This is a genomic window from Bradyrhizobium sp. SSBR45G (genome assembly GCF_030159255.1).
Taxonomy (GTDB): Bacteria; Pseudomonadota; Alphaproteobacteria; order Rhizobiales; family Xanthobacteraceae; genus Bradyrhizobium.
The window spans coordinates 185044-201388 of sequence record NZ_BSCT01000006.1; the positions used below are offsets into that span (position 1 = coordinate 185044).

At 65.4% G+C, this 16345-nt stretch carries 15 protein-coding genes; 8 read left to right on the plus strand and 7 right to left on the minus strand.

From position 1 onward, the window contains the following. Positions 1 to 21: 21 nt before the first annotated feature. Both QQL87_RS10500 and QQL87_RS10505 read right to left on the minus strand, forming a co-directional pair. The gene (locus QQL87_RS10500) at positions 22 to 1296 is read right to left on the minus strand and encodes an NAD(P)/FAD-dependent oxidoreductase (protein WP_284417444.1); all 1275 of its coding nucleotides are present in this window, start codon (positions 1294 to 1296) and stop codon (positions 22 to 24) included. Between the two features lie 14 nt (positions 1297 to 1310). Next, on the minus strand, positions 1311 to 1979 hold the full coding sequence (locus tag QQL87_RS10505) for a haloacid dehalogenase type II (protein ID WP_284417445.1): 669 nt from the start codon (positions 1977 to 1979) through the stop codon (positions 1311 to 1313). 168 nt (positions 1980 to 2147) lie between these two features. Here QQL87_RS10505 and QQL87_RS10510 point away from each other — a divergent pair, with 168 nt between their 5' ends. From QQL87_RS10510 to QQL87_RS10540, 7 genes are all read left to right on the plus strand, one after another. Further along, a complete protein-coding gene (locus tag QQL87_RS10510; RefSeq protein WP_284417446.1) occupies positions 2148 to 2990 on the plus strand; it encodes a GNAT family N-acetyltransferase in 843 nt (280 codons plus the stop codon). 13 nt (positions 2991 to 3003) lie between these two features. Beyond that, positions 3004 to 4380 carry an aspartate aminotransferase family protein gene (locus QQL87_RS10515; protein WP_284417447.1) on the plus strand — a complete coding sequence of 459 codons (1377 nt, stop codon included), beginning with the start codon at positions 3004 to 3006 and terminating at the stop codon, positions 4378 to 4380. A 156-nt stretch (positions 4381 to 4536) separates the two neighbouring features. Beyond that, positions 4537 to 5256: an HAD-IA family hydrolase gene (locus QQL87_RS10520; protein WP_284417448.1), complete on the plus strand. Its 720-nt coding sequence runs from the start codon at positions 4537 to 4539 to the stop codon at positions 5254 to 5256. Positions 5257 to 5307: 51 nt separating this feature from the next. Further along, positions 5308 to 6915, plus strand: coding sequence for an ABC transporter substrate-binding protein (locus QQL87_RS10525; RefSeq protein WP_284417449.1), 1608 nt, complete (start codon positions 5308 to 5310; stop codon positions 6913 to 6915). A 78-nt stretch (positions 6916 to 6993) separates the two neighbouring features. Further along, the gene (locus QQL87_RS10530) at positions 6994 to 7944 is read left to right on the plus strand and encodes an ABC transporter permease (RefSeq protein WP_284417450.1); all 951 of its coding nucleotides are present in this window, start codon (positions 6994 to 6996) and stop codon (positions 7942 to 7944) included. Beyond that, the gene (locus tag QQL87_RS10535) at positions 7941 to 8795 is read left to right on the plus strand and encodes an ABC transporter permease (RefSeq protein WP_284417451.1); all 855 of its coding nucleotides are present in this window, start codon (positions 7941 to 7943) and stop codon (positions 8793 to 8795) included. Before QQL87_RS10530 ends, QQL87_RS10535 begins: the two co-directional genes overlap by 4 nt. Next, positions 8796 to 10451 carry an ABC transporter ATP-binding protein gene (locus QQL87_RS10540; RefSeq protein WP_284417452.1) on the plus strand — a complete coding sequence of 552 codons (1656 nt, stop codon included), beginning with the start codon at positions 8796 to 8798 and terminating at the stop codon, positions 10449 to 10451. A 17-nt stretch (positions 10452 to 10468) separates the two neighbouring features. On the opposite strand, the gene QQL87_RS10545 is transcribed toward QQL87_RS10540, so the two are convergent. Continuing rightward, positions 10469 to 10945 (minus strand): Lrp/AsnC family transcriptional regulator, encoded by a 477-nt coding sequence (locus QQL87_RS10545; RefSeq protein WP_008962239.1) that lies wholly within the window; start codon positions 10943 to 10945, stop codon positions 10469 to 10471. Between the two features lie 238 nt (positions 10946 to 11183). Between QQL87_RS10545 and QQL87_RS10550 the strand changes: the two genes are divergently transcribed. Then, positions 11184 to 12509 carry an NAD(P)/FAD-dependent oxidoreductase gene (locus QQL87_RS10550; protein ID WP_284417454.1) on the plus strand — a complete coding sequence of 442 codons (1326 nt, stop codon included), beginning with the start codon at positions 11184 to 11186 and terminating at the stop codon, positions 12507 to 12509. Positions 12510 to 13282: 773 nt separating this feature from the next. Here the strand turns inward: QQL87_RS10550 and QQL87_RS10555 are convergent. The 4 genes from QQL87_RS10555 to QQL87_RS10570 all read right to left on the minus strand — a co-directional run bounded on the left by QQL87_RS10555 (position 13283) and on the right by QQL87_RS10570 (position 16345). Next, positions 13283 to 13732: a 2Fe-2S iron-sulfur cluster binding domain-containing protein gene (locus tag QQL87_RS10555; RefSeq protein ID WP_284417455.1), complete on the minus strand. Its 450-nt coding sequence runs from the start codon at positions 13730 to 13732 to the stop codon at positions 13283 to 13285. Between the two features lie 3 nt (positions 13733 to 13735). Then, on the minus strand, positions 13736 to 14188 hold the full coding sequence (locus tag QQL87_RS10560) for a luciferase domain-containing protein (protein WP_284417456.1): 453 nt from the start codon (positions 14186 to 14188) through the stop codon (positions 13736 to 13738). Between the two features lie 85 nt (positions 14189 to 14273). Next, complete coding sequence (locus QQL87_RS10565) at positions 14274 to 15263, minus strand: 2Fe-2S iron-sulfur cluster-binding protein (RefSeq protein ID WP_284417458.1); 990 nt, start codon at positions 15261 to 15263, stop codon at positions 14274 to 14276. 56 nt (positions 15264 to 15319) lie between these two features. Next, positions 15320 to 16345: a ferritin family protein gene (locus QQL87_RS10570; protein WP_284417459.1), complete on the minus strand. Its 1026-nt coding sequence runs from the start codon at positions 16343 to 16345 to the stop codon at positions 15320 to 15322.

Below are 16345 nucleotides of genomic sequence, written 5' to 3' on the forward strand. Positions count from 1 at the left end.
GGGCCAACCCGCCGGCACGGCTCAGCGGATCCAATCCAGCGTCTTGTAGTACGCGCCGATGAACGGCAGGAACCAGGGCTTGCCGTAATGGCCGGGCACGACCGGCCAGCCGGCCTCCTTCATCGGGTTGCGGTCGGACCGTCCGAGCATCGCATCGGCCATGATCATGCCGAGATGCGTCGACAGCTGCGCGCCGTGACCCGAGTAACCCATCGCGTACCACAGCCCGTCCTGACGGCCGGCGCGGGGATAGCGGTCGGCGGTCATGTCGACGAGGCCGCCCCAGCAATAGTCGATCGGGACGCCTGCGAGCTGCGGAAACATCCGCAGCATCGCTGCCTGCAGGATCGCGCCGCTCTTGGCGTCCGACTGCTGATCGGATGTCGCGGAGAACCGCGCGCGGCCACCGAAGATCAGGCGGTTGTCCGGCGACAGGCGAAAGTAGTTGCCGATGTTCATCGAGTTGACGTAGGTGCGGTGACCCGGCAGCACCGACGCCGCCTCAGCCTCCGTCAGCGGCCGCGTCGCGATGATGAAACTGCCGACGGCAATGATGCGGCGGCGGAAATAGCTGAAGGTCGACGGGGTGTAGGCGCCGGTCGCGAGCAGCACCTGATCGGCACGCACCGTGCCCTTGGCCGTGGTCAGGCTGAATCCTTTGGTGTCCTGCACCTGCCCGGTCACCGCGGCCTGCTCGACGATGATGGCGCCACGGCGGCTTGCGGCGGTGGCGAGGCCGGCTGCAAAGCGACCCATATGCATCATCGCGCTCTTCTTAAAGAGCATCCCGCCATGGAACGGCGAGCCGATCTCGGACTTCAGGTCATCCGGCGAGAGCAGCGCCGTCTCCGGATCGACCTCCCGGTTGATGGCTTCGAAGTTTTTCGCGATTGCCTCGAAATGGGCAGGCTTGGAGGCCAGCTTGAGCTTGCCGCAGCGGCGGAAATCGCACGCGATGTTCTCCTCGGCGATCAGGCGCTCCAGCGTGTCGATCGAATCGTCGAACGCCTTGTAGAGGGCGATGGCGCGCTCGGCGCCGAGTTCCGCCTTCGCGGCCGGATAGCTGTGCGCCAGACCGTTGTTGAGATGGCCGCCATTGCGTCCCGACGCGCCCGAGCCGACTTGATCTGCTTCGAGTACGATGACCTTGGCGCCGGCCTTGGCGAGTTGCAGCGCGGCGCCCAGACCGGTGAAGCCGCCGCCGATCACGGCGACGTCATAGTGCCCCTCCACGGGCCCGGCGTGGCCGCCGGCAAATGCGGTCGCTGTGTCGCGCCAGTAGGAGACATATTTCATCGCTGGCACTCTGCTCACAGACCGAAGACGCCGGGCAGCTCGGAAATGTTCTTGATCTCGGTGTAGCCGTAATACGCATTGGCCGGCTCATGGCCCCGGTTGACCCAGACCTTGCTCTTGATACCTAGATCGTGCGCCGTCATCAGATCGTACCTGAATGATGAGGAGCAGTGCGTGACGTCCTCCGGCCCGCAACCGAGCATGTCGAACATATATTCGAAGGCGCGCATCCGCGGCTTGTAGGCCTGCGCCTGCTCCGCGGTGAACACGGCGTGAAATGGCGCGCCGAGCTTGGCGACGTTCGACGGGATCTGCGCCGTCATGGCATTGGAGATGATGACCAGCGGGATTTCCTTCGCGACCTTGGCGAGGCCCGCCGGCACGTCCGGATGCGGTCCCCAGGTCGGTACGCGCTGATAGACCATCTCGCCATCCGCCGGCTTGTAGGGAATGCCGATCTTGCGGCAGCTGCGCGCCAGCGCGTTGCTGACGACCTCGGCATAGGGCTTCCAGGCGCCGAGGATCTCGTCGAGGCGATAGGCCGCGAAGACGCGGACGAATTCCGCCATGGCTGGCTCGGAGAGAATCGCGCCGTAGAGATCGCGCGCCGCCTCTGCCATCTCGAAATTGGTCAGCGTGCCGTAGCAGTCGAAAGTCAGATATTTGGGACGGATGCTGCTCATGGGTCCTCATGCCGGCGATGATCTCGCCTCCGATGATAGGCCGGCACGCCAGCATAAGATGCGGCTTTGCCCCGATTTTGCGGCGGAAGATGTCGCGGGGCCCAGCGCCTTCAGACGATCTGCCGGGTGCGCCTCGCTCAGACTCGCCAAAGAACTGGAGCGCACGACATGATTTCCGCCGCGGCAACGCTCATGGCTATCAGCCCCGACCATCTGGAAGCTGCGACGCGCCTGTCGCGACAGGCCGGATGGCCGCATCGCCGCGAGGATTGGGAGGTCGCGCTCACCGTGAGCAAGGGTTGCGTTGCAGTCGCTGCCGACGGGCGGGTGATCGGCACCGTGTTGATGACGCCCTATGGCAGCGATTCCGGGACCATCAACATGGTGATCGTCGATGAGGCCGAGCGCGGCCAGGGGCTCGGACGGCGCCTGATGCAGCAGGCGATGACGCTTGCCGGCGACCGTCGGCTACAGCTCGTCGCGACCGAAGATGGGCTGCCACTGTATGAGAAGCTCGGCTTCCGCAGGACGGGTGAGATCCTACAGCATCAGGGACAACTCGCGCAGGCGGTGGCTCAGTCCGTTGTCGTGCGCGGCGCAAGGGCGGATGATATCCCCCTCGTCGCCGCTCTCGACGCCGCGGCCTTTGGCGCGGATCGCAGTCGGCTGCTCGCGCATGTCGCATCAGTGGGCGAATTCGCCGTGCTCGAGCGACAGGGCCGAGTGATCGGCTTTGCGGCGCTGCGCCGCTTCGGCCGTGGCCTCGTCATCGGCCCGGTCGTCGCCGCCGATCTCGACGACGCGAAGGCGCTGGTCGCGCATTTTCTCGCCCGGCGCGAGGGCGAGTTCATCCGCGTCGATACCGGCATCGAGATGGGGCTTTCGCCTTGGCTGAGCAGCCTCGGCCTCGATCACGTCGGCGGCGGCATCGTCATGCACAGGCCTGCCGCAGACGATACGAGGCGGCGCTCCCCCATATCATTTGCATTGGCCAGCCAGGCGTTCGGCTGAACCGGAGATCATCATGCTCAGCAACTCGCTCATCGAACTCGATCGCGCCCATCTGGTGCATCCGGTCGCGTCCTATCGCGGACATGAGGCCGCGGGCGCGCGGGTTCTCGCTTCGGCCAAGGGCGCTGTTGTCACGGATGCCTCCGGCCACCAACTGGTCGACGGCTTCGCCGGGCTGTGGTGCGTCAATGCCGGTTACGGGCATGAGAGCATCGTCGAAGCCGCCGCGCGGCAGATGCGCGAGCTGCCTTATGCCACCGGCTATTTCAGTCTCGCCTCGGAGCCCGCCATCAGGCTGGCCGCGGCGCTGGCCGAGCGTGCGCCGGGCGATCTCAACCACGTCTACTTCACCCTCGGCGGCTCGGACGCCGTCGACAGCACGGTCCGCTTCATCCATTACTACTGGCATGCGAAGGGGCAGCCGCAGCGCGACCAGTTCATCACACTGCAGCAGGGCTATCACGGCTCATCGACGGTCGGCGCGGGCCTGACGGCGCTGCCGGCCTTCCACGCCAATTTCGGCGTGCCGCTGAACTGGCAGCATAAGATCCCGTCGCATTATGCGTACCGCAATCCCGTCGGCAGTGATCCCGAGGCGATCATCGCGGCGTCGCTCGCCGCGCTCGAGGCCAAGATCGTCGAGGTCGGCGGCCCGGAGCGGGTGGCGGCGTTCTACGCCGAGCCGATCCAGGGTTCGGGCGGCGTGCTGGTGCCGCCCGACGGCTGGATGAAGGCGATGCGCGAGCGCTGCCGGCAGCACGGCATTCTGTTCGTCGCCGACGAGGTGATCACCGGCTTTGGCCGCACCGGACCACTGTTCGCCTGCACCAACGACGACATCGTCCCGGACTTCATGACGGTGGCCAAGGGCTTGACGTCGGGCTACGTGCCGATGGGCGCGGTGCTGATGTCCGATCATGTCTATGGCGTGATCGCCGACGGGGCAGGGGCGGCCGCGGTGGGGCACGGCTATACCTATTCGGCGCATCCGGTGAGCGCGGCGGTCGGTCTCGCTGTGCTCGACCTCTATGAGAATGGCCTGTTGGAGAACGGCCGGCGCGCCGGTGCGCGGCTGATGGCCGGCCTGCGTGCGCTGCGGGATCATCCGCTGGTCGGCGAGGTCCGCGGTCGCGGCCTGTTGGCGGCGATCGAGCTCGTAACCGACAAGGAAAAGAAGACCCCATTGCCGGCGGGCGCCGAGCCGTCGCGCCGCATCTTTGATCGGGCCTGGGCGAACGGCCTCGTCATCCGCGCCTTCCCCACGGGGGTGCTGGGCTACGCGCCGCCGCTGTGCTGCACCGATGCGGATATCGATGCCATCATCGAGCGCACCGCGCGGACGCTCGATCAGACCTTGGCCGACCCGGATGTCCGCCAGGCGATGGCGTGAAAGCGGGCACCGGCAGATCGCCCCGTGTGCAGCAGCGCCGATATGTTGGCGGCTGCTCCTATTCGCAATTTTGTGCCGCCGGCCCCCCGCAATTCGGATGTTTTCGCCGGAAGCCGGCTTCACACTGGGGATCAACGACGCGGAAGGCCTCGCAGAATGAGCAAGCTCGATCTCGCCCAATTCAGGTACCTGACCTTCGACGTGGTCGGCACGCTGATCGACTTCGAAGGCGGGATCGTCTCGAGCCTCGTCGAAATCGCGGCGGAAGCGAACAAGCTGATCGATGGCGAGCAGGCGCTGAGCCTGTACCGCGCTGCACGCTACGCCGCCGATGCCGATCGCTTTCCGGATGATCTCGTCCGCGTCTACGGCATCATTGCCCCGCAACTCGGCCTGCCCAGGCAGAGTACGCTCGGCGAGCGCTTTCGCGATTCCGCCGCACGCTGGAAAGCCTTTCCCGACAGTGCCGCGGCGATGGCGCGCCTCGCCAGGCGCTACCGGCTGATCGCGATGACCAATGCGCGGCGGTGGGCGCTGGATCATTTCGAGCGCGAGCTGGGCTCGCCGTTTTATGCGACCTTCACGGTCGACGACACCGGGAGCGAGAAGCCGGACCCCGCCTTCTTCACCCAGGTGTTCGATTTCGTCGAACGCGATGGTGGCAGCAAGTCGCAGATCCTGCACGTTGCCCAGAGCCAGTATCACGACATCGGCATCTCCCGGCAGCTCGGAATCACCAATTGCTGGATCGAGCGGCGCCACGACAAACAGGGTTACGGTGGCACGATCGCGCCGTCGTCTTTCACCAAGCCTGATTTCCACTTCCACTCCATGGCCGAGCTGGCCGACGCCGTGGAGCACGTGCCTGCGACGTGATGAGCAACTGACGGCTTCATTCTGCCGGATCGCAAACAGGGGACGGATGACATGAGCGACGAGATCACCAACTGGACTGCTGAGGATGATGGGCTGGTCGAGGCGGCGATCCGGCGTGGCGCATCGCGCCGTGATCTTCTGAAGATGATGGTCGCCAACGGCGTCGCACTCGCAGCCGGCGGTTCCATCCTCGGCCGCGCCGAGCGGGCGTTCGCGGCGAGCCCCAGGAAGGGCGGCTCGATCAAGGCCGCGGGCTGGTCGACCTCGACGGCCGACACGCTCGATCCGGCCAAGGCCTCGTTCTCGACCGACTATGTGCGCTGCTGCTCGTTCTACAACCGGCTGACGACGCTCGACAAGAGCGGCGCGGCGCAGATGGAGCTCGCGGAATCGATCGAGTCCCGGGACGCGCAGACCTGGACCGTGAAGCTGAAGAAGGGGATCACCTTCCACGACGGCAAGCCGTTGACCGCCGACGACGTCGTGTTCTCGCTGAAGCGGCACCTCGACAAGGCGGTTGGCTCCAAGGTCGCCAAGATCGCAGCGCAGATGACCGGATTCAAGGCGGTCGACATGACCACCGTCGAGATCACCTTGGCGAGCCCGAACGCCGACCTGCCGATGATCCTTGCGCTGCATCACTTCATGATCGTCGCCGACGGCACAACGGACTTCTCGAAGGCCAACGGCACCGGCGCCTTCGTCCGCGAGGCCTTCGAGCCCGGTGTGCGCTCCATCGGGGTGCGCAACAAGAACTACTTCAAGGACGGTCCCTATCTCGACCAGATCGAGTTCATTGCGATCACCGAGGAGAATGCGCGCGTAAATGCGCTGCTCTCCGGCGACATCCAGCTGGCCGCCAGCATCAACCCGCGCTCGCTCCGGTTGATCGAGGGCAAGGAAGGGATCGCACTGTCGAAGTCGACGACGGGCAACTACACCGACCTCAATATCCGCCTCGACATGGCGCCGGGCAACAAGAAGGACTTCATCGATGGCATGAAGCACCTGGTGAACCGCGAGCAGATCGTCAAATCGGTGCTGCGTGGCTTCGGCGTCGTCGGCAACGACCAGCCGGTCTCACCGGCGAACTTCTTCCATAATGCCGAGCTCAAGCCCAAGCCGTTCGATCCGGACAAGGCGAAATCCCTGTTCCAGAAGGCCGGCGTACTCGGTACCTCGATCCCGGTCGTGACCTCGGAGGCCGCGAACTCCGCGATCGAGATGGCCATGGTGATCCAGGCCTCCGCCGCTACCATCGGCCTCACCCTGGACGTGCAGCGCGTTCCCTCGGACGGCTATTGGGACAATTACTGGCTGAAGGCGCCGGTTCATTTCGGCAACATCAATCCGCGTCCGACGCCGGACATCCTGTTCTCGCTGCTCTACGCCTCCGAAGCGCCGTGGAACGAAAGCCGCTTCAAGTCCGAGAAGTTCGACAAGATGATGCTCGAGGCGCGCGGCCTGCTCGACCAGGCCAAGCGCAAGCAGATGTACGCCGAGATGCAAGTGATGATCGCGGAGGAGGCGGGCACCATCGTTCCGGCCTATATTTCCAACATCGACGCCACCTCCTCCAAGCTGAAAGGCTTGGAGCCGAGCCCGCTCGGCGGCATGATGGGATATGCCTTCGCTGAATATGTCTGGCTCGATTCGTGAATGCCGTGTGAGACGGGCAGCGCCGGTCGCTGAGACCTGCGCCGCTGTCGCGGCCATCCTCTGCTTGCGGGCTGCAATTTGAAACATCGGATCGCCTCACTCGTCCTTGCCCGGCTGGCCATTGCGCTGGTCACCGCGATCATTGTTTCATTCGCCGTGTTCTTCGCCACCGCAATGCTGCCGGGCGACACCGCCACCATCTTGCTCGGCCAGGCCGCGACGCCCGAGGCGGTCGAGGGCCTGCGCAAGGCGATGCATCTGGATGATCCCGCGATCTTTCGTTTCCTGCGGTGGCTCGCGGGCGTGGTGCATGGCGATCTCGGCGTCTCCTATGCCAACAACATGCCGGTCGCGAAGCTGATCGGTGGACGCCTCGTCAACACCCTCAAGCTCGCCGGGCTCACCGCGATCATCGCAGTGCCGCTGGCGCTGACGCTCGGCATCACCGCGGCGATGCTGCGCAACACGCTGTATGACCGCTGCCTCACCATCGCGATCATCGGAATCGTGTCGGTCCCGGAGTTCATGATCGCAACGCTCGCCGTGCTTCTGTTTGCGGTCTATCTCAACTGGCTTCCCGCCGTGTCCTTCACCAGCGAGATCCGCACGGCTTATGATTTCGCCCGTGCCTACGCGATGCCGGTCGTCACGCTCACCATCGTGATCTCGGCGCAGATGATCCGGATGAGCCGGGCGGCCGTCGTCGAGACGCTGAATACGCCTTACGTCGAAATGGCGCTGCTCAAGGGCGCCTCGCGCGGCCGGATTGTGCTGCGCCACGCGCTGCCCAATGCGCTCGGACCGATCGTGAATGCGGTTGCGCTGTCATTGTCCTATCTCCTCGGCGGCGTCATCATCGTCGAGACCATCTTCAACTATCCCGGCGTCGCCAAGCTGATGGTCGATGCCGTGTCGACGCGCGATCTGCCGCTGATCCAGAGCTGCGCCATCATCTTCTGCTTCGGATTCCTGCTGCTGACCACCACAGCCGATATCATCGCCATCCTGTCGAATCCGAGGCTGCGATGACGAGCGACGCCACATCCGCCGGCCGCAGGTCTCGGCTCGGCTACCGCATCAATGCCGTCGGCATAGCCGGCGCGCTGATCGTGGCATTCTGGATCGTGGTGGCATTCGCGGCTCCCTCCATCATCCCGCATCCGATCGGCGACATCGTCGACAGCGACTATTTCGGTCCCATGGGCCGCGAGCTGTGGCTCGGCTCGGACTATCTCGGCCGCGACATGGCCTCGCGCATCCTGATGGGCGCGCGCTACACGCTCGGCATCTCCGTGGCTTCGGTCATCATCGCCGGCGCGGCTGGTGTCACGCTTGGCGTGATCGCGGCGATCATGGGCGGTGCCGTCGACATGGTGTTGAGCCGTCTGCTCGATGCGCTGAACTCGATCCCGAGCAAGCTGTTCAGCCTGGTCGTCGTCGCCGCCGTGGGCTCCTCGATCCCGGTTCTCATCGTGACCATGGCGGTGATATACATCCCCGGCGCCTACCGCTTCGCGCGCGCGCTCGCCGTCAACATCAACACCATGGATTTCGTCGTGGTCGCCCGCATCCGCGGCGAGAGCCTGTCCTACCTGATCCGTGCAGAGATCCTGCCCAACATCATCGGTCCCGTGCTGGTCGATCTGGGCCTGCGCTTCGTGTTCATCGTGCTGCTGCTGTCCGGGTTGTCCTTCCTCGGCCTCGGCGTCAAGCCGCCTTACGCCGATTGGGGCGCGCTGGTGCGCGAGAACATCGGCGGATTGCCCTATGCCGCGCCGGCGGTCATCTTCCCGTCGCTGGCGATCGCGAGTCTCACGATTGCGGTCAATCTCCTGATCGACAATCTCCCGACCAAGATCCGCGACCGGGAGGCATCGTAGATGACGAGCCTGGTGCAGATCCGTGATCTTCGTGTCGAGGCGACCACCGATTCCGGCCGTACGATCGAGATCATCAGAGGCGTCAATCTCGACATCGCCGAGGGCGAGATCGTGGCGCTGATCGGCGAGAGCGGCTCCGGCAAGACCACCATCGCCATGAGCCTGATGGGCTATGCGCGCGCCGGCTGCAAGATCGTCGGCGGCTCGGTCGCGGTCGACGGCCTCGACATGGTCGCGCTGTCGGAAAAGGACAAGGCGGCGGTGCGCGGTGCCAAGATTGCCTATGTGCCGCAGAGCGCGGCCGCGGCATTCAATCCGGCGATCCGGATCATGGACCAGGTGATCGAGGTCGTGCGCATCCACGGCGTGATGCCGTTGGTGGAGGCGCGCGCCAAGGCCAAGGCGCTGTTCCGCGCGCTGTCGCTGCCCGACCCCGAGAGCATCGGCGATCGCTATCCCCACCAGGTGTCCGGCGGCCAGTTGCAGCGGCTCGCAGCTGCCATGGCGCTGATCGCGAGCCCCAAGGTGCTGATCTTCGACGAGCCGACCACGGCGCTCGACGTCACCACCCAGGTCGAGGTGCTCAGGGCCTTCAAGTCGGTGATATCAGCGCATCGCATCGCTGGCATCTACGTCTCGCACGATCTTGCGGTCGTCGCCCAGATCGCCGACCGCATCGTCGTGCTGAGGAATGGCGAGGTGCAGGAGACCGGCACAACCGCCGACATTCTCGAGCGCCCGCAGCATCCTTACACGCAGCAGCTGCTGGCGGCCGTCGCACCGGATCATGACGTGCGGCGTGACGCGTCCGCGGCTGCGGCCGAGGCGCTGCTTGAGGTTCACGAGGTGTCGGTCGGCTACGGTCCGCTGCGCTCGGACGGCCAGCCGGCGATCGTGGCGGTCGACAATGTCAGCCTGCGCGTGGCGCGCGGGCGCAATCTCGGCATCATCGGCGAATCCGGCTGCGGCAAGTCGACGCTTGCGCGGGCCATCGCAGGCATCCTGCCGCCCTTTGCGGGAGGCGTCGTGTTCGATGGGCGCGAACTCGGGCGCAGCGCGCGAAACCGCAACCCGGACCAGTTGCGCCAGGTGCAGATCGTGTTCCAGCACGCCGACACGGCGCTCAATCCGGCGCATACGGTCGAGGACATTCTGGGTCGTCCGCTGACATTCTATCACGGCATGGCCCGCAGAGAGCGCAACGCCCGGATCGATCAGTTGCTCGACATGGTGAAGCTGCCGCGCGCCTTGCGGCTGCGACGCCCGGCCGAGCTGTCGGGCGGACAAAAGCAGCGCGTCAACTTCGCCCGCGCGCTCGCCGCCGATCCCAAGCTGATCATCTGCGACGAGATTACCTCGGCGCTCGACACCGTCGTTGCCGCGGCCGTCATCGATCTGCTCAAGGAGCTGCAGCGCGAACTCGACCTCGCTTACGTCTTCATAAGCCACGATCTTTCGGTGGTCGAGGCGATCTGCGACGACATCGTCGTGATGTATCGCGGCCGCAAGATCGAGCAGATCACGCCCGAGGCGATGGCACGACCCGAACATCCCTACACGCAGCTCCTGCTGTCCTCGGTACCGAAGCTCGATCCGACCTGGCTGGACCGTCTGCGCCAGGATCCCGAGCAGGTCCGGGCCTATTGCCAGCGCTGACCGCGCACCGCCGCATCCTACATCTGGAACAGGCTGGTCAGCGGCAGATAGGGCTTCACGATCGGCGATTTCAGCACGACGAAGCTGAAATATTTCTCGATGCCAATGTCCATGTCGGTGAGCCGCTCCATGATGGTCTGATACTCGCCGATCCCGGCGGTGACGAACTTCATCATGTAGTCGTAGCCGCCGGAGACGAGGTGGCACTCGATCAGCTGATCGATCTTCTCGACCGCGGCGAGAAACCGGGCGAAGTCGATCTGCCTGTGGTTCTTCAACGTGACCTCGGTAAAGACGGTCAGCGTCTGGCCGAGCTTGGAGACGCAGATCTGCGCCGAATAGCCCTCGATGTAGCCTTCCGCCTGCAGCTTCTTCACCCGCATCAAACAGGGGCTCGGCGACAGGTTGACGAGTTCGGCCAGCTCGACATTGGTGACGCGGCCGTTCTTCTGCAGTTCGTGCAGGATCTTGATGTCGATGCGATCGAGCTTCATGCAGCCGGGTCCCGTTGAGGATGCGTCCTGTCCCACTACAGCAGAAAATTCTGCCGTGGCGCCATCGGAATTTCCTCAAAGCAAGAATGGGGCCGCATTCGCCCGAATTATGCGATGCAAAACAATACGCCGAGGATATCGCCAACCGCAGAATCAAATGCCGTGCGGGCGCCGAATCCGGCGCCCGACGTGCCGGTTACCGCTCTAACCTGATGCTGCCGAAAGCCGGAGAGACCCCATGCCTGCCCCGCTGGTGCATGTCGAAACACCGCCAACGCTGCCCGAGCGCGCAGATGCCGTAGTCATCGGCGGCGGCATCGCCGGCGTGTTCGCCGCCTATTTCCTCGCGCGGCGCGGGCTTGCGGTCGCCTTGATCGAGAAGGGGCGGATCGGCGCCGAGCAGTCCAGCCGCAACTGGGGCTGGTGCCGGCAGCAGAACCGCGACGCGCGCGAGCTGCCGATGGCGACGTTGAGTCTCGACCTCTGGGAGCGATTCGGCGTCGAAAGCGGCGAGGCGACCGGCTTCTCGCGCTGCGGCCTGTTCTATCTCAGCAATGACGAGGCGGAGCTTGCCGGCTGGGCGCGCTGGGGCGCGTTCGCAAAGACGGCGGGCGTGACCACGCACATGCTCGACAGCCGGCAGGCTACCGAGCGCGGCGCGGCCACGGGACGCAGCTGGAAGGGCGGCGTATGGTCGCCGACCGACGGCACTGCCAGCCCTGCCGATGCCGCGCCCGCCGTGGCGCGCGCGATCCTGAAGAGCGGCGGCACGGTGCATCAGATGTGCGCCGTGCGCGGCGTAGAGACCAGCGGCGGCCGGCTGTCGGCCGTGATCACAGAGCGCGGCACGATCCGCACGCGGGTTGCGGTGCTGGCGGCGGGCGCGTGGGCGTCTTCGTTCTGCCATCAGCTCGGCGTCGCGCTTCCCATTGCCTCGATCCGCGCCTCGGCGCTCGCGCTCTCGCCATCGGCAGAGCCGTTGCCGCCGGCGCTGCACACCGCGGCCGTTTCCATCACGCGGCGCGGCGACGGCGGCCACACGCTCGCGATCAGCGGGCGCGGCCGCGTCGATCCCACGTTGCAGCAGCTGCGCTTCGCACCGCACTTCCTGCCGATGTTCGCCAAGCGCTGGCGCAGCCTGCTGCCGGGTGGGCTCGAAGGCTTCCGCGCCGGCCACGAGACGCTCGGCCGCTGGCGGCTCGATGAGCCGACGCCCATGGAGGCCACCCGGATCCTCGATCCGAAGCCGGATCAGGCAACTATCCGCCTCACCCATGCGCGCGCGGTGGAACTCCTCCCGGCGTTGAAGCAAAGCCAGATCACGGCGACTTGGGCGAGCTATATCGACTCGACGCCGGACGGCGTGCCCGTGATCGGCGAGCTCGCCGCGCTGCCCGGCCTGATCGTCGCCGCTGGCTTCAGCGGCCACGGCTTCGGTATCGGTCCCGGTGCGGGCCATCTCATCGCCGATCTCGTGACCTCCGCAAGCCCGATCGTCGACCCCAGGCCTTACGAGCCCGCGCGTTTCGCACGGCCCGAGCCCAACAAGGTCGCAGAGTTCTGAACGCGCGTTCCAGGGACTTGAACCCCCGCCGAGACAAGGGGCCGCGCGGTTCGCCAAAGTCACCGATTCGCACCTCTGAGGCCCCTTCGTCTGCGGCCGAGTTCGTTCAGTTGTTTGGGTCAGGCTCTTGAAAGGCATCGCAGAACAATGATGCCTTTTCTCCCCAAACGATTTATCATCTATTTGATTTTGTTAATTTTTGCCGCTTCCTGGATGATAATGGAGAGATCTCCGGGGGGGGGGGGAGAAGCGTGAATCCCCCCGCTACCACGCGTGACCTGCACTCCCTTCACTCTGCTTGGGCATGCCTCACCGCCAATCAGCGAGTTGAGACGGCCAGCAATTTCGACACATACCCCGCCCGGGCCTGTGTCATCTCTCGACACCGTCATCGTCTCGACAAGATCTCGGATTGCTTCGGCAGCCTCCTCGTCACCTGCGCTCACACCTTTGCCGAGCGCACTTTCGAGCCGCAACAATTGCTCTTTGTATCGCCTTAGAATGTTGGGGTGGAGCGCGATCGGCAGGGGGCTGGCTTTGCAACTCAGTCATAATCCGCTTCCGATCGGCATCTAGTCACGCCGTCGCCGGCGAGACCTTGACTAACTCGGCCAGCCTGACAGCGTCGCAACTTGTGCGCATTGTCCTCACGGTAGAGCTGGCCAACCAATCCCCGCAGTCCGTGAGGCACGTGTTCCAGCGAGACCGGCGCGCCGAGGCAGCGCATCAGTCCGCGCGCCGCACCCCTGCGAGAAGGCTGGGCACCAGGATCGTTACGAGTGGTCATCACGCGTGTCGATGCGCGCCGCGGCGCGTCCACGTCGGAACCGGGAGCGGGCGCCGGGCGGATAGGCCCGTGCGAGCCGGTTGTGCTCGATCCGGTGCTGCATCATGTCTCTGCGGGTTTGACGCTGATCCTGGCTCAGGACGAGGTCTGAACGCGGCATGGTTGAGCACAGCAGAACAAAGCCGGCTTCGACATCCTCGGGATAGGCCGTGAGCGCGCCGGAGCGATCGACATCGCCGGCCAGAAGGCGCGCGGCGCAGGCGATGCACCAGCCTTGCTCGCAAATGTAGGGACTGTCGATTCCGACATCGATCATGGCATAGAGGAGATACTCGTCGGCCGTTGCGTCGAAGCTGAAAATGCCATCCGGCCGCTCGAGCCGGACGCGAAATGGCTTGGCGCCGCTTGCATTGGTCTTGGCTGGGAGCTCCGTCATCGTTCACCACCGGCTGTCGGGCAGCGCGATTTCGCCGATGCGGCCGGTCGCGTAACAGTGCGCCGCCGCGATGATGCGCATGGCAATCGTCAGCTCGCCCTCATCGCGGGGCGCGTAGATGATCAGGCTCTGCGGCGGCACGGCGCCCGCCATGTAGCGCGCGAAGGGATGTACCGTTCCCCAGCCCTTGGCCGCGATCTTCTGCGCCCATTCCGGCCGCAAGGTCAGGTGCAGCGATGCGTCGGGGCGCACGACCAGCCACACCGGGGCGAACACGAAAGCCTCCGGCTGGCCCATCGCGTGCGAGTCGTCGAGCGCGAAGGCGTGGCCTGCGGCATTCAGGGGCGCGGGGACTTCGTCGACACCCGCCAGGGTACGCGCGTAGGAGCCAAGGTGCGCGGCGAAACTGGCAGGCGCGCCGTCGTCGAGCTGGTGGCATGGCCAGGTCGGCGCCAATCGCGGGCAGCCGCCGCGACGCGCCGCGAGGCGGCGCAGTCCTGGAGCCATCGCCCAGGCCGGGGGAAACCGGCGCAACCTTGACCTAGCCGAAACTGTCATAATGAACCTGCGTGATCGGAACGTCGGCGCTGCGTAGCAGCGACTTGACTGCGTTGACCATGACCGGGGGTCCGGCGACGTAGAACTCGGCCGCGGCCGGCTCGGCGATCGTCGATGTGATGGCGTCGGTGACGAAGCCGGACGCATGCGGCCAACCCGCCGGCGCGATTTCGACAACGGGCAGATAGTGCGCATGCGGAATCCTAGCGATCGTCGCCGCCAGCATGTCACCGGCGGCGAGATCGGCCGGCGTGCGCGCGCCGTACACGACATCCAAGGGCGCTTCGAAATCGAGTCGCCCCGTGGCCGCCTCGCGTAGCATCGCCAGGATCGGCGCGACACCGGTGCCGCCGGCCACGAACACCTTGCGCCCCGGCTCGCGCCGCAGAGTGCATGCGCCGAACGGCGCCTCGATGGTGAGGCGCGCGCCAAGCGCCAGTTCCGCGAGCGCGTTGCTGCCTCTGCCGCCATCGTAGCGCTTGGCGATGAACTGCAAGAGCCTGCTGCCGGGCAGGTTGCTCATCGAGTAGCAGCGTCGCAGGCCCTCGCCGAGATGCAGGATCGCATATTGGCCGGGCCGGAAGGCGATCGGCTCTGACGTCTCGAAGCTGAACTGGCGAATCTCCGGCGCGAGATCCTCGACATCCACTAGGATTGCCTGTTGCTCGATGCATTGCGGCGCCGGCGCGGACCATTCGCCAGGTCCGCGCGCGATGGTGATGTCGGATATCGCGCGCGACTGGCAGGCAAGAATGCGGTTGCGCCGCGCGTCGCGCGGGTTGACGGCTGGCGCGGCCGGAAACATCAGATCGACCTGGCCGTCCACGAGCGTCACCTTGCATGCCCCGCAACTTCCCCAGCCGCATTGGTAAGGCAGCGCGACGCCCCCACGTCGCGCTGCCTGCAGTATGGTGTCATGGTCGGCGACGTCGACTGCGACACCATCGGGCTCGATGCGAAGTTGCCGGGTCATGAACGCCATCCTTTCGGGCTTGGCGGTTTGCGCAGCATGTTCACGGCGGCTGCCAACTATAAGCCGCACTCCGCAACCAGCTTGGCCTGGGCGGTCATGGTGCGCGCGAGAATCGTCTGCGCACCGTCCGCGCCGTGTGCGACGGACAGAGCTTCGCTGAGGCCGCGCGCGGCGCGCTCGCCAAGCGGCAGCCACTTGGCATTCCACTCCCGCAGCAGATCCGCATGCGCGCGGACCTTGCCGATGGCGTAGGCCACCAGGGCCTTGGTGGTCTCGACCGCGTAGGCTTGGTCGTAGTTGCAGAAGTCGTCGTGCAGCAGCGCCAGCAGGTCATCGTCGTTCGCGCGCGCCAGCTCGGCGATCTCGCGATTGAAGATGTGATCGAAGATCGGCCGCAGCACCAGATTGCGGGAGACGAAGGCCTCGCCCCAATCATAGGTGATCAACTGCTTCTCGATCAGCTCGCGCAGGCCTTGCCAGTGCGGCGCTTGCGTCCAGATCGCCCGCGCCGTGTTGCTATCGGCGAGCTCGGGGCGGTTGGTGTCGAGCGCGAGCGCCTTGGCGAGATAGGCCTGCCGCTGCACCCGGCGCATCTCGTTGCCCATCTGGAAGTAGAAGGTGTTGGTGACGAAGGCCGACGGCGCCATCTGCGCGACATAGGCCGCGCTCATCTGCATCGCATGCCCGGGGAAACGCACCGGCAGATAGGCTTGGCCGAGGAAGTCGAGCCATGCCGCCGGCAGCTTGCGGTAGCTGTCCTGGCGTTCGAACTCGTCGATCAGATTGTCGCAATAGACCTCGCGGTCCTTCTGGTCCCCGACGTAGCGCCGATAGGTGTAGGTGAGGGGATCGCGATAGCCCTCCCAATCATCGAGGTTGAACCTCGAGCCCTCGCGGTTCAGGAGATAGAACTGGTTGACCGGCCAGTTCTCCGACAATTCGAACGGCGCCGGTGCGCGGCGGAAATGGCTGTGGAACTTGTAGGTGACGGCCTCGTATTCCGACGGCAGCCGGCGCTCGGTCCACAGGCTCCAGGTCTTCTTCTGCTTGCGCGCAGCCGGCTTCGCGGTCATTGCGGTCAT